Raw genomic sequence first — 12,882 nt, 5'->3', positions numbered from 1 at the left:
CGGCTCCAGGGCGGTCGGGGGCGGTGGACCTCCTGAACCTAGGAGCGCACCCGGCCCAGCGGCCGACAGACCGGTGACGAGCAGGTGAAGTCTGGGTGGCCGGCTACTCCAGGACTTCGGAGGCCTCCAGCCATTCGTGCTCGACCTTCTCGCGCTCGTCGTGGAGTGTCGCGCGCTGCTGGCCGAGCTCGGCCAGTCGTTCGTAGTCGGTGATGTGCTCGGCCATCTCGATCTCGAGCTTGGCCTCCTGCTCGGAGATCCGCTGGAGCTGGCGGTCGAGGCGCGCGAGCGCCTTGCGTGCCGTACGTTCCTCGGCGCTGCCGGCCTTGGCCCGCTTCGACGACTGACCTTCCGCGACGTCCGGTGTGTACGACGACACGGAGGGCGCGTTGAGTGCGGCGGCCCGTCGTTCGAGGTACTCGTCGACCCCGCGCGGCAGCATCGAGATCTGGCCGTCGCCGAGCAGCGCCCAGACGGAGTCGGTGACGCGCTCGAGGAAGTACCGGTCGTGCGAGACCACGACCAGCGTGCCCGGCCAGCCGTCGAGGAAGTCCTCGAGCACGTTGAGGGTGTCGATGTCGAGGTCGTTGGTCGGCTCGTCGAGCAGCAGCACGTTGGGCTCGGTGAGCAGCAGGCAGAGCAGCTGGAAGCGGCGGCGCTCGCCACCGGAGAGGTCACCGATGCGGGCGGTCAGCCGGTCGCCGGTGAACCCGAACCGCTCGAGCATCGAGGTCGCGGTGATCTCGCCGTCGGCGGTGCGGGTGATCCGGCTGATCGACTCGACCGTCGGCAGCACGCGCATCTCGGGATCGAGGTCGTCGAGCGCCTGGGTGAGGTGCTGGAGCGCGATCGTGCGGCCGTGCTTGACGCGGCCGGCGTCCGGCGTCAGGTCGCCCGACAGCAGCGAGAGCACCGACGTCTTGCCCGCGCCGTTGACGCCCACGATGCCGACCCGGTCACCGGGACCGAGCCGCCAGGTCGCGTGCGAGAGCAGCTGCTTCTCGCCGCGGCTGAGGTCGGCGTCCTCGATGTCGATGACGTCCTTGCCGAGCCGCTGGGCCGCGAAGCGCTGGAGCTGGAGCCGGTCGCGCGGCTCGGGCACGTCCTCGATGAGGGCGGTGGCGGCCTCGATGCGGAACTTCGGCTTGGACGTGCGCGCGGGGGCACCGCGTCGCAGCCAGGCGAGCTCCTTGCGGGCCAGATTCTGGCGGCGGGTCTCGGAGGCCGAGGCCTGGCGGTGTCGCTCGGCGCGAGCCAGCACCATCGCGGCGTACCCGCCCTCGTAGGAGTCGACCACGCCGTCGTGCACCTCCCACGTCGTCTCGCAGACCGCGTCGAGGAACCAGCGGTCGTGGGTGACGACGACCATCGCGGAGGTGCGGCCGACCATGTGCGCTGCGAGCCAGGCGACGGCTTCGACGTCGAGGTGGTTGGTGGGCTCGTCGAGGATGACCAGGTCGTGGTCGCCGAGCAGCAGCGCGGCCAGGCTGCAGCGGCGGCGCTCGCCGCCGGAGAGGCCGAGCACGGCGCGGTCGAGCGAGACCCCGGCGAGCAGCACCTCGACGATCTCACGGGTGCGCGAGTCGGCGGCCCACTCGTGGTCGGAGCGACCGGCGAGCACGGCCTCGCGCACGGAGTGTGTGTCGACGAGCTCGTCGCCCTGGTGGAGGTAGCCGACGTGCAGGTTGCGCGAGTGCGAGACCCGGCCGGAGTCGGGCTCCTCCAGCCCGGCCATGATCTCGAGCAGCGTGGTCTTGCCGTCGCCGTTGCGGCCGACGATGCCGATGCGCTCACCCTGCGAGATGCCGAGCGAGACCTCGGTCAGGAGCGGACGCACGCCGTACGACTTGGAGACGCGCTCGAGGTTCAGGAGATTGGCCATCAGGCGTACTCCACCACGTGGGCGCCCGCGACCGGACCGTTGGCCGTCAGCACGACGTCACCGACGCCGTCGAGGGCGGCCGCCACCTCGCGGGCGTGGTCGGCAGAGCTGCACAGGAACAGGCACGTCGGGCCGGATCCGGACAGCAGACCATGGAGTGCACCGGCTTCTTCTCCTGCAGTGAGTACGTCGCGCAGCTCGGGCCGCAGGTCGAGTGCGGGCTCCTGCAGGTCGTTGTGGAGCAGGTCGGCGATCGCCTCGACCGGGTCGGCGAGGAAGGCGACAAGCTTGTGCGGGGCGGCCGGCCGTGCGGAGGCGTCGGGGTGCAGCTCGTCGAAGCGGCGGTAGACCGACGGGGTCGAGAGTCCTTCGCGTGCCGTCACGACGACCCACCAGCGGGCGACGTCTCCGCCGCGCACCGACTCGACGACCTCGCCGCGACCGGTGCCGAACGCGTTGCCACCGAGCAGCGCGAACGGCACGTCGCTGCCGAGCTGGGCCGCGAGCCGGAACATGTCCTCGTCGCTCGTCTGCAGGTCCCACAGCCGGTCGAGCGCGACGAGCGCGGCGGCGGCGTCGGCAGAGCCGCCGGCGAGCCCGCCGGCCACCGGGATGTCCTTGCGGATGAGCACCTCGGCGTGGGCCTCGCGACCGTGCAGGTCTGCCAGCAGCTGCCCGGCACGGGTCACGAGGTTGTCGTCACCAAGGGGCACGTCGGCGGGGTCGACGTAGTCGGCGGGCTCGAGGGCCAGCGACCAGGAGTCGGCAGTCCGCACGGTGATGTCGTCGTACAGGCCGATGGCCTGGTAGACGGTCATCAGCGGGTGGAAGCCGTCGTCGCGGGGGCCGCCGACACCGAGGTGGAGGTTGATCTTGGCGGGGGCGCGCACCGTCACGGCGTTCACGGAAAGATCCCTTCGGCGATGCGGGCGAACTGCTCGACGCCGATGACCTCGCCACGGGCCTGCGGGTCGACCCCGGCGGCCTCGATGGCCGCCTCGGCTGCGCCGGCCGAGCCGGCCAGGCCCTTGAGCGTGGAGCGCAGCGTCTTGCGTCGGGTGGCGAAGGCCGCGTCGACGACGGTGAAGACCTGCTGGCGGGTGGCGGTGGTGACCGGCGGCTCGCGGCGGGTCCAGGCGACCAGGCCGGAGTCGACGTTGGGCATGGGCCAGAAGACGTTGCGACCGACGGCGCCCGCACGTCGTACGTCGGCGAACCAGGCGGCCTTGACCGAGGGCACCCCGTAGATCTTGCTGCCCGGGCCGGCCGCCAGCCGGTCGGCGACCTCGGCCTGCACCATCACGAGCCCGCGCTCGAGCGAAGGCAGCAGGGTGAGCATGTGCAACAGGACGGGCACCGAGATGTTGTAGGGCAGGTTGGCCACCAGCGCGGTGGGCGCGGGGCCTGGGATCTCGTCGATCCGCAAGGCGTCGGCCAGGAGCACCTCGAAGCGGTCCACCTGGTTGGGCGCGTGGTCGGCGATGGTCTGCGGCAACAGCCCGGCCAGCGCCGGGTCGACCTCGACGGCCACCACGCGACGTACGACGTCGAGCAGGCCCAGCGTCAGCGAGCCGAGACCCGGACCGATCTCGAGGACCACGTCGTCGGCGGTAATGCCGGAACCGCGCACGATGCGGCGCACGGTGTTGGCGTCGATGACGAAGTTCTGGCCGCGCTGCTTGGTGGGACGCAGGTCGAGGCTGGCGGCCAGCGCACGGACATCCGCCGGGCCGAGAAGTCTCGGCCCGGCGGAGATGTCGTGGTTCACGGTGGTCAGGGTACGGGTGAACCCTGCCGACTCGTTGATCAGCGAGGCAGGCCCAGCTTGGACGAGCACGCCGGCCACGCGCCGTACCCCCCGGAGGCGTCACGGACCTTGGTCGCGATGGCGATCTGGGTCTCGCGACTGGCCTGGCTCGGCAGGCCGCTGCCGCCGTTGGACTGCCAGGTGCCGAGGTTGAACTGGAGGCCGCCGTAGTAGCCGTTGCCGGTGTTGATGGCCCAGTTGCCGCCGGCCTCGCACTGCGCGAGGGCGTCCCAGACGGTGCTGCCGCCGGCGAAGTTGGGTCCGTTGGAACCAGTGCCGACCTTGACGATCGCGTCGGTCGGCTTGCGGCTGACGTCGGCGGTGACGACCTTGCGGGCCACCAGCCTGCCGTTCTCGAAGGTCAGCTCGTAGGTGACGTCGCGCAGGCCGGTGCGGCCCTCCCGCTCGGTCGAGGTGTCGCCCTCGTTCATCGAGTCGTCGTCCTGCTTGATCGTGTCGAAGTCGATGACCTCGTCCTTGACCCTTTTGGTGAGCACCTTGATGCGGGTGACCGACACCTTGTCGCCGTCGGTGATCTCGCGGCCGAGCGCGGGCTTCACCTTGTCGTCGGCGTCGACGTCGACACCCATCTCGTCGAGGACGTCCTCGACGGTGAGCGCGGTCAAGGCGACCTTCTTCTTCTTGTCGGCGACCTTGACGGTGAGCTTCTTGGGGGTGACGACCTCGAGGGCCATCCCGCCGCGCTGGATGTCGGCGCCACGGCTGGTCGACAGCTCGGAGCTGTCGTAGCTGCGGCCGATCTGGCTGAGCGCCTCGCTCACGCTGAGGGCGGTCACCCAGTGGGTCTGGGTCTCGCCGTCGACATTGAGCTCGAGTGGTCGGCCGAAGCGGACCGCGATCTCACCGCCGTCGGTGACCGGCTGGTCGAGGGAGGGAGCCACCTCGTCGTGCGGGCCGATCGCGATGCCTTCGCGCTCGAGGACCTCGCCGACGGTGCCACCCATGGCGCTGACCTGTTCGGTCTTGCCGTCGAGGGACAGGGTCACCGACCGTGAGAGGGCTGCGTATCCGACCGTCGTACCCGCCACGGCGGCGATGACCACGGCGACCAGGACGGCCAGGACGGTCTTGCTGCTGCTGAGGTGTGCGATGCGTGCGCGCACGGTTCTCCGAACGTCGAGCTCCCCGGGCCTCGGGACCAGTGCTCCGCTCGGTCCACCGCGCGCAGCACTCACCGATCGGGTGGGTGGGGATGCGAGCGGGGGTCTCGCGAAGGTGACCTCATACTCCCGACAGTCCGGGGGCCACCACGTGCACTGGCTGAAATCGTCCCGATCCCGGCCATTAGTCACGGAACGATAACGGTGACCGGGTGGGATGCAAACTCCTCGACCACCCTGTGGATCACCAGGGACCGCCGAACGCCCTCTCGGTGTTGGCGTCGACGGCGGCGCACAGCTCCCCCAGATCCTCGCCGCGGACCTCGGCCATCGCCCGCATCGTGTGCGGCACCAGGTACGACGCGTTGGGCCGGCCGCGGTAGGGCACCGGCGTCAGGTACGGCGCGTCCGTCTCGACCAGGAGCCGGTCCCGGGGCGCCATGGCCAGCGCCCCGCGCTGCGCGTCGGCGTTCTTGAACGTGACCGTGCCGGCGAAGCTGAGGTGGGCGCCGCGGTCGAGGCAGGCCCGGGCGAAGGCGGCGTCGCCGGAGAAGCAGTGCATGACCCAGCGCTCGGGCGCACCCTCGGCATCGATCACGCGCAGCACGTCGTCATGGGCGTCGCGGTCGTGGATGACCAGGGTCTTGTCGAGGCGCTTGGCCAGGTCGATGTGGCGGCGGAAGCTGTCCTCCTGCGCGGCCAGCCCGTCGGCATCGGTGCGGAAGTGGTCGAGCCCGGTCTCGCCGATCGCGCGCACCTTGTCGTGGGTCTGCGCCAGCCGCTCGATCTCGGCCATCGCCTCGTCGAGGCTGTCGACGGCCGCGAGGCGGGGCGCCTCATTGGGGTGCAGGGCTACGCCGGCGATCAGGGCGTCGTGCTCGGCCGCCCTCTCGACGGCCCAGCGGGCGCCCGGCAGGTCGCAGCCGATCTGCACGATCCGGGTGACGTTGACGGCTCGCGCTGCCTCGATCGCGGTGACGGTGTCGAGCCACTCGCCGTCGGCGATGTCGAGGTGGCAGTGGTTGTCGACGACCGGGTGCGGCAGCGGCTCCGGGGCCGGCGGCTTCTCGCGGTCGCGCGTGGCGCCCGACTTCTCCTCGGTGGCCGCGCGCTTGCGGCTGGGCCGATCCTGGGAACCGGTCATGCGCCGTGCACCAGGTTGTAGACCTCGCGCTTCGGCACACCGGCCGACCGCGCCACCTCCACGATCGCCTCCTTGCGGCTCATTCCCTGCTCCTCCTTCTCGGCGACCGCGGCGCGCAGCGACTCCGGATCGCCGGCGATGGACGGTCCGCCAGGCGCCCCCGTCACGACGATGGTGACCTCGCCGCGCACTCCCTCGGCAGCCCAGTCGACGAGCTCGCGCAGGGCGCCGCGACGTACTTCTTCGTGGGTCTTGGTCAGCTCGCGGCAGACGGCAGCGGCCCGGTCATCGCCCCAGGCCTCGGCCATCGCGGCCAGTGCCGCCTCGGTGCGGTGCGGGGCCTCGAAGAAGACGAGCGTGCGTTCCTCCTCGGCCAGGGCGGTGAGCCGCCGGGCCCGCTCACCGGCCTTGCGAGGCAGGAAGCCCTCGAAGCAGAACCGGTCGACGGGCATGCCGCTGACGGCGAGCGCGGTGAGTACGGCGGACGGCCCGGGCACCGCCGTCACCCGCACGCCCTGCTCGACGGCCGCGGCCACCAGGCGGTAGCCCGGGTCGGACACGCTCGGCATCCCGGCGTCGGTCACGAGTACGACGCGCTGACCCGCCAACAGGGCCTCGACCAGCATCGGCGTGCGCGCCGCCTCGTTGCCCTCGAAGTAGGAGACGATCCGGCCGCTGATCGCGATCCCGAGGTCGGTGGTCAGCCGCTTGAGCCGGCGGGTGTCCTCGGCGGCGACCACGTCGGCCCCGGCGAGCTCGGCCGCCAGCCGGGGCGGCGCGTCGCCGGCCTGGCCGATCGGCGTACCGGCGAGGACCAGGACGCCGGACTCATCACTCATGGCCCCCATCCTGCCCGGTCGCTTCACGGCTCGCGGATACAGAGGCCACAGATACAGTGCCCACCGTGAGCACCGCCGCGCCCCTTGAGCAGGAGACCGTCCCGCTCTCCCGCACCAGCGCGGGCCGCGAGGTGCCGCCGGCGAGGGAACGGGCACGCGGCTGGCGCAGTGCCGAGGACCCGATCATCGGCTGGACCGGCGCCGTCGCGGTCACGCTGCTCGCCTTCTTCCTGCGCGTCTGGCGGCTCGGCACGCCGCACCAGTTCTCGTTCGACGAGACCTACTACGCCAAGGACGCGTGGTCGCTGCTCAACAACGGCTACGTCCGGGCGTACGTCGACGAGGCCGACCGCACGATCCTGAACGGCCAGACCACCGGGCTCTGGAAGGACGAGCCGTCGATGATCGTCCACCCCGAGGTGGGCAAGTGGCTGATCGCGCTCGGCGAGAAGGCGTTCGGCATGGATCCGTTCGGCTGGCGCGTCGCCGCCGCCGTCGTCGGGTCGCTGATGGTGCTGCTGATGTGCCGCTTCGTCCGGCGCGTCACCGGCTCGACCGCGCTGGGCCTGGTCGGTGGGCTGCTGCTGTCGTTCGACGGCCTGCACCTGGTGCTGTCGCGGCTCGGCCTGCTCGACATCTTCCTGGCGTTCTTCCTGCTCTGCGGGGTGCATTGCATCGTCGCCGACCGCGCGTGGTTCCGCGATCGCCTCGACCGTCGTACGTCGGCGTCGTCGTCGGGCTGGGGCGCCCGCGTGCTGTGGCGGCCCTGGCTGGTCGCGGCCGGGGTGTCGTTCGGGCTGGCGATCGGCACGAAGTGGACCGCGCTCTACCCGCTCGCCGCGTTCGGCGTGCTGGTCTGGCTCTGGAGCGCCGGCGCCCGGCGCAGCCACGGCGTGCGCTGGGCGACCGCGAAGTCGGCCCTGCTGGACGGCGTACCCGCGTTCTTCTCGCTCGTCCTCGTCGCCCTCGTCGTGTACGTCGCGTCCTGGGGCGGCTGGCTCGCGCACGCGGCGGAGTACGAGCAGTCGACGCTCAGCGACTCGCAGTTCACCCAGTACGGCGGCGGCAAGCAGTGGCCGACCGCGACCGAGCCCGACGCGACCGGGCTCGGCGAGGTGACGCAGTCGCTGCGCTCGCTGGCGCACTACCACCACGACGTCTACATGTTCCACGCCCACTTCCTCAACGACAGCACGCACATCTACGCGTCCAAGCCGAGCGGCTGGCTGCTGATGAACCGCCCCGTCGGGGTCGACGCGCAGCTCGACATCCAGCCCGGGACGCAGGGCTGCGAGGCGCCTCCGGGCAGCAACTGCCTGCGCCAGGTGCTGCTGCTCGGCAACCCCATCCTGTGGTGGGGCGGCTGCCTCGCGCTGCTCTTCGCGGTGGCGATGTGGGCCGGCGCGCGAGACTGGCGCTTCGGGGTCGCGGTGGTCGGCGTCGCGTCGACCTGGCTGCCCTGGCTCCTGTACGACGACCGGCCGATCTTCATCTTCTACGCGATCTGCTGCCTGCCGTTCGTCGTGCTGGCCATCACGCTGACCATGGGGAAGCTCATCGGGTCGTCCCGCGCGCCCTCGCCACGTCGTACTGCCGGAGTGACCGTGGCCGGCTCGTTCTTCGTGCTGGTGCTCGTGAACTTCGCGTGGTTCTGGCCGATCTGGACCGACGTCCTGCTCACCCACGCCGAATGGGTGAACCGAATCTGGTTCAAGCGCTGGATCTAGCCCTTGCTGATTGGGAAGCGCCTCCGACCGGGTGCTATCTTTTCGGACGCACATGGGGCTGTGGCGCAGTTGGTAGCGCGTCTCGTTCGCAATGAGAAGGTCAGGGGTTCGAATCCCCTCAGCTCCACTTGAAACCCGATTCCCGCGAGGGAGTCGGGTTTTTTGTTGCCCATTGCCGATTCGCGGCCTACGCATTACTCTAATCAGAGTACTCGATCGAGAGTAACGACAGGAGAGTCATGAAGCGACCGGCCAACGCCTTGTCCCTCGCGGTGCTGACGCTGCTGTTCGAGAAGCCGATGCACCCGTACGAGATGTCGACGACCCTGCGTCACCGCAGCAAGGAGGAGAGCATCCGGCTCAACTACGGATCGCTCTACGCCGTCGTCGAGTCACTGCGCAAGAAGCGGCTGGTCGCAGCGCGCGAGACCTTGCGCGAGGGCAACCGCCCCGAGCGGACGGTCTACGAGCTCACAGAGGACGGCGCGACCGCGATGCGCGCGTGGCTCAGCGAGATGCTGCGCGACCCGTCCCCGCAGTTCACCGACTTCGAGGCGGCACTGTCGTTGATAGGCGCGATCCCGCCCGACGAGGCGCTCGCCCTGCTGCGGCTGCGTCTCAAGGCCCTCCACATCGCCAGCAACCAGTTCGATGGGGTGCGCGCCCACCTGCCCGAGGGGTTTCCGTCGCTCTTCATGGTCGAGGGCGAGTACGCCGAGGCCGTCCGCCTCGCCGAGATCGCCTTCGTCGAGAAGCTCGTCGGCGACCTCGAGAACGATCGGCTCGGCGGCACGGAAGTGTGGCGCCGCATGCACGAGCTCAGGTCCGCAGGTCACACCGGCGAGGAGGCGAACGCCAAGCTCGTGCAGGAGTTCGGCGACCTGCTCACCTGGGACATCTAGATATCCGGTGATCCCCGGCCGACTGGCATCGACCGGGGATCGGAAACCGAGTCGCAAGCGACCCCGGCCCCAAGCACAGGGTAGCGAGCGTCTCTCATCAGAAGGAGACACCATGAGCACCCCTGACCCATCCCCCAAGCGCGCCGTCGCGACGAGCATCCTGATGTTCGCTGCCTTCATGGACCTGATCGACGTCACGATCGTCAACGTCGCCCTCCCGGCGATCCGGTCGGACCTCTCCGCGAGCCCGGCCCACCTGCAGTGGATCCTCGGCGGCTACACGCTGGCCTTTGCCGTCCTGCTCATCACCGGAGGCCGCCTCGGCGACATCTTCGGCCGCCAACGCATCTTCGTGATCGGGGTTGCCGGCTTCACGGCGACGTCGCTCGCCGCCTGCCTGTCCGGCTCCGGAGATGCCCTCGTCATCGCCCGCGTCGTACAAGGGGGATTCGCCGCGCTCATGGTGCCGCAGCTCCTGTCGACGGTGCAGGTGCTGTATCCCCCGAAGGAGCGCGCAGCCGTCTTCGGCATCGTCGGCGCGGTGTCGGGCACCGCGGCTGTCATCGGCCCCGTGCTCGGAGGATGGCTCGTCACGAGCGACGCATTCGGCATCGGCTGGCGCAGCATCTTCCTGATCAACGTCCCGGTCGGCATTGCGCTGATGGCGCTGGCGATCACGTACGTGCCCAACACGACGTCGCAACGAGCGACTCGCCTGGATCTGTCCGGCGTGGCGCTCGCGACAGTCGGCCTGCTCCTTTTGGTGTTCCCGTTGATCGAAGGGCGTGAGCAGGGGTGGCCGGTCTGGATCTGGGCGATGCTGGCCGCCTCGGCGATGGTCCTGGCGCTGTTCGTCGTCAATCAGCGCCGCGCCGAACGGCGCACGCAGTCCTCACTCCTGCCCATGCACCTGTTCGCAAACCGGGGCTTCTCGGCAGGCATCGTCACGCAGGCGGCGTTCCAGGGATCGATGGCCGGATTCGTGCTGGCACTGGTGATCTATCTACAGAGTGGCCTCGGGTTCAGCGCGATCCACGCGGGGCTCGTGCTGCTGCCGTTCAGTCTCGGGGCCTTCGTCGGGGTCGGCATCTCGGCGCCCTTTGGGCTGCGGCTCGGCAAGGTCGTCCCGTTCGCCGGCGCCGTGGCGCAGGCTGCCGGCGTCGCCTGGCTCGCGGTGATCGTCACCCACCGGGGCGACGCCCTCGGCGGATGGAACGCCACCCCGCCGATGCTGCTGGCCGGCATCGGGCTGGGACTGCTGGTCGTTCCACTGATCGACATCGCACTGTCCACGGTCGACGCCGAGGACGCCGGAGCGGCCTCCGGGACGTACAGCACCTTCCAGCAGCTCGGCGCCGCGCTGGGCATCGCTGTCATCGGCTTCGTGTTCTTCGACACCGTCGGCGACACCTTCACGTCGTCGGCGTTGCGCTCCGGATTCGGGGCGGCGGCCCGGTGGGCGGTCGGCGGCTACCTGATGTGCGCCGTCTCGACACTGTTCCTGCCTGACCGCAATGCGGTGCAGGAGCACGCTCGTGAGCAGGCCCAGCTGCTGGAGACAGAGACGGTCTGAGCCGAGGGCAGGGGTTCGAATCCTCCCTAGAGCAGTGGCATGCCGGTGCGCACGCTCGCTGGCAGTGCCGAAACAGCCACCAGTGCGATGACTCCACTGAGGACCTTGTCGGCCGACGAGATCAGCATGTTCGAGAAGCCGGACGGCAACGAACAGGGTGTTCGTCGAGCGGCTGCCCTGGGTCGAGGACTTCTCCGACGGCACGGAGGTTCATCGGCGTCGCGGAGAAACTCGGCGCCGTCGGCCTGATCCTGCCCACGTCACCGGCATCGCCGTGGTGCTGGCGCCTCTGGCCGGCACGGCACGGCCGTCCGCAGCTCTAGGAGCCGACGGCGCGCTGATCGTCGCCGGCAGCCTTCTCGCCCTCGGCCTGCTGCTCGGCGGAGCGGGCCAGGGCGGAGTCGATCTCGGAGCGCCCCGAGCTCCAGACTCCCGTCGACTCGAGGTCGATCGTCTGCACGCTGCGGCGTACGGCGGCGGGCTTGGACACATAGGTCGGCAGCGTCACCGGCACCATGTCCCACATCGAGGGGTCGGTGGCGACGAGCGCGGAGGCAGTGACGGCCTCCGCGGCGATGTCGGCGATGTCGGCAACCAGGTCGTCGGTGACCGGCGGAATGCCGGTGGAGGTGTCGTCGTCCTCGTCAGCGATCTCGGGCGAGCGTCGCGTTGCAGGCACGAAGGTGGCGCGCTCCTTCTTGACCATCAGCCGGCAGGCGACCAGCCAGGCCACGAGCAGGCCGGCGGGGATCGCGACGTACGCCCAGGCAATCACCGACGATGCGGCGCCAGCGATCACGGCGACGTTGGCGAGCAGGATCAGGCTGAGCACGTTGCGGCGACGACGGGCAGCACCATTGGCGGCCGCCCGTTGGGCGGCGACGGTGGCGACCTTCGGAGCCGGGCCCTTGGTCTCGACGACGGGCGCCGAGGTCGAGCGGCCCGGGCTGACCACCAGTCGGGCGTCGCGGCGGCTGACAGGCTCACGTCGCGCAAGTACGCGCATGGTCTTGGAGAAGCGGTCAACCGAACGGCTGCGCTGCACCTCGTCGTGATGCCGGAGCGCCTTGGGGACGAGATAGACGGCCCACGCAACGGCGAGTGCCACGAAGATCAGTGCGCTGAGGTCCACGGTCTGAGGTTATGAGCGCTAGCGCAGGATGGGACGGATGTCCACAGGTGTGTCGCAAGGGAACCTGTGTGACTGGTGTGATCGAGCACCGTTTTGCTGGGGTAGTCCGGGCCAAAATGTACGTTCCGGTGCGGTTCTAGGTGCGGATTGCCCCGGACTACCCCGCAGAGAGGCGCGTGAGAAGACCGTGCGGCACGTCCTCGACAGTGACGGCGTAGATGCGGTGGTCGCGCCAGTCGCCGTCGATGTGGAGGAACCGCGGCGCGTAGCCGACCTCGTGCATCTCGAGCTTCTCGACGACCCGCAGCGAGTTGGTGTTCTCGGGCCGGATGCAGATCTCGATGCGGTGCAGCCCGGCGGCGGAGAAACAGTGGTCGATCACCATCGCCACGGCCTGCGGCATCAGCCCACGGCCGGCAACGGCCTGGTCGATCCAGTAGCCGATCGACCCGAACTGCGCCGACCCGTGCACGATGTTGTTGACCGTCACCTGTCCCACGAACCGGCCTTCGACCTCGATCGCGAACGGCATCGCCTGCCCGTCACGGGCGAGCGTGCGCAGCCGCCGCACCAGCGCCCTGTACGACGACGGCCGGGCGCCGGTGACCGGGCCCGGTGGCACGGTGGCCTCCCAGTGCCTCAGCCAGTCGGCGTTGCGTTCGCGCACCTCGCGCCAGGCACTGCGGTCGCGGTTGGTCAGCGGCCGCAGGGTGATCGCGCCGTGCGTCAGCCGCGCCGGCCAGCCGGGAGCCACC

At 70.1% G+C, this 12,882-nt stretch carries 11 protein-coding genes and 1 tRNA gene; 4 read left to right on the top strand and 8 right to left on the bottom strand.

The window, feature by feature from the left end; genetic code table 11:
* Positions 1 to 103: 103 nt before the first annotated feature.
* The 6 genes from H4Q84_RS17705 to rsmI form a co-directional block, all read right to left on the bottom strand.
* Entirely contained in the window at positions 104 to 1,882 is a 1,779-nt protein-coding gene (locus H4Q84_RS17705; protein ID WP_248580390.1) for an ABC-F family ATP-binding cassette domain-containing protein, read from the bottom strand.
* Positions 1,882 to 2,787 carry a 4-(cytidine 5'-diphospho)-2-C-methyl-D-erythritol kinase gene (locus H4Q84_RS17700; protein ID WP_248580389.1) on the bottom strand — a complete coding sequence of 302 codons (906 nt, stop codon included), beginning with the start codon at positions 2,785 to 2,787 and terminating at the stop codon, positions 1,882 to 1,884. Before H4Q84_RS17700 ends, H4Q84_RS17705 begins: the two co-directional genes overlap by 1 nt.
* Positions 2,784 to 3,659 (bottom strand): 16S rRNA (adenine(1518)-N(6)/adenine(1519)-N(6))-dimethyltransferase RsmA, encoded by an 876-nt coding sequence (rsmA, locus tag H4Q84_RS17695; protein WP_248583680.1) that lies wholly within the window; start codon positions 3,657 to 3,659, stop codon positions 2,784 to 2,786. The genes H4Q84_RS17700 and rsmA overlap by 4 nt, the downstream gene beginning before the upstream one ends.
* 29 nt (positions 3,660 to 3,688) lie before the next feature.
* Positions 3,689 to 4,813: a resuscitation-promoting factor gene (locus H4Q84_RS23220; RefSeq protein WP_282580257.1), complete on the bottom strand. Its 1,125-nt coding sequence runs from the start codon at positions 4,811 to 4,813 to the stop codon at positions 3,689 to 3,691.
* 241 nt (positions 4,814 to 5,054) lie between these two features.
* On the bottom strand, positions 5,055 to 5,954 hold the full coding sequence (locus H4Q84_RS17680) for a TatD family hydrolase (protein WP_248580388.1): 900 nt from the start codon (positions 5,952 to 5,954) through the stop codon (positions 5,055 to 5,057).
* Positions 5,951 to 6,793 (bottom strand): 16S rRNA (cytidine(1402)-2'-O)-methyltransferase, encoded by an 843-nt coding sequence (gene rsmI, locus H4Q84_RS17675; RefSeq protein WP_248580387.1) that lies wholly within the window; start codon positions 6,791 to 6,793, stop codon positions 5,951 to 5,953. Before rsmI ends, H4Q84_RS17680 begins: the two co-directional genes overlap by 4 nt.
* 65 nt (positions 6,794 to 6,858) lie before the next feature.
* On the opposite strand from rsmI, the gene H4Q84_RS17670 reads away from it, so the two are divergent.
* The 4 genes from H4Q84_RS17670 (at position 6,859) to H4Q84_RS17655 (ending at position 10,995) form a co-directional block, all read left to right on the top strand.
* Complete coding sequence (locus H4Q84_RS17670) at positions 6,859 to 8,520, top strand: phospholipid carrier-dependent glycosyltransferase (protein WP_248580386.1); 1,662 nt, start codon at positions 6,859 to 6,861, stop codon at positions 8,518 to 8,520.
* Positions 8,521 to 8,574: 54 nt separating this feature from the next.
* A tRNA-Ala gene (locus H4Q84_RS17665) sits at positions 8,575 to 8,647 on the top strand.
* Positions 8,648 to 8,759: 112 nt separating this feature from the next.
* Entirely contained in the window at positions 8,760 to 9,422 is a 663-nt protein-coding gene (locus H4Q84_RS17660) for a PadR family transcriptional regulator (RefSeq protein WP_248580385.1), read from the top strand.
* A 112-nt stretch (positions 9,423 to 9,534) separates the two neighbouring features.
* Positions 9,535 to 10,995, top strand: a complete 1,461-nt coding sequence (locus tag H4Q84_RS17655; RefSeq protein ID WP_248580384.1) for an MFS transporter — start codon at positions 9,535 to 9,537, stop codon at positions 10,993 to 10,995.
* 319 nt (positions 10,996 to 11,314) lie between these two features.
* On the opposite strand, the gene H4Q84_RS17650 is transcribed toward H4Q84_RS17655, so the two are convergent.
* Both H4Q84_RS17650 and H4Q84_RS17645 read right to left on the bottom strand, forming a co-directional pair.
* The gene (locus H4Q84_RS17650) at positions 11,315 to 12,127 is read right to left on the bottom strand and encodes a hypothetical protein (RefSeq protein WP_248580383.1); all 813 of its coding nucleotides are present in this window, start codon (positions 12,125 to 12,127) and stop codon (positions 11,315 to 11,317) included.
* A 157-nt stretch (positions 12,128 to 12,284) separates the two neighbouring features.
* A complete protein-coding gene (locus tag H4Q84_RS17645) occupies positions 12,285 to 12,881 on the bottom strand; it encodes a GNAT family protein (RefSeq protein ID WP_248580382.1) in 597 nt (198 codons plus the stop codon).
* Position 12,882 lies beyond the last annotated feature (1 nt).

This window comes from Nocardioides sp. InS609-2 (genome assembly GCF_023208195.1).
GTDB lineage: Bacteria > Actinomycetota > Actinomycetes > Propionibacteriales > Nocardioidaceae > Nocardioides.
Note: the sequence above shows the minus strand (reverse complement) of the source record. Positions and strands in the feature narration are given on the sequence as shown.

Excerpts from the sequence above, each read along its gene's own strand:
- H4Q84_RS17705 (WP_248580390.1), bottom strand. The coding sequence starts at position 1,882 with ATGGCCAATCTCCTGAACCTCGAGCGCGTCTCCAAGTCGTACGGCGTG.
- H4Q84_RS17655 (WP_248580384.1), top strand. The coding sequence starts at position 9,535 with ATGAGCACCCCTGACCCATCCCCCAAGCGCGCCGTCGCGACGAGCATC.
- rsmI (WP_248580387.1), bottom strand. The coding sequence starts at position 6,793 with ATGAGTGATGAGTCCGGCGTCCTGGTCCTCGCCGGTACGCCGATCGGC.
- H4Q84_RS17680 (WP_248580388.1), bottom strand. The coding sequence starts at position 5,954 with ATGACCGGTTCCCAGGATCGGCCCAGCCGCAAGCGCGCGGCCACCGAG.
- H4Q84_RS17660 (WP_248580385.1), top strand. The coding sequence starts at position 8,760 with ATGAAGCGACCGGCCAACGCCTTGTCCCTCGCGGTGCTGACGCTGCTG.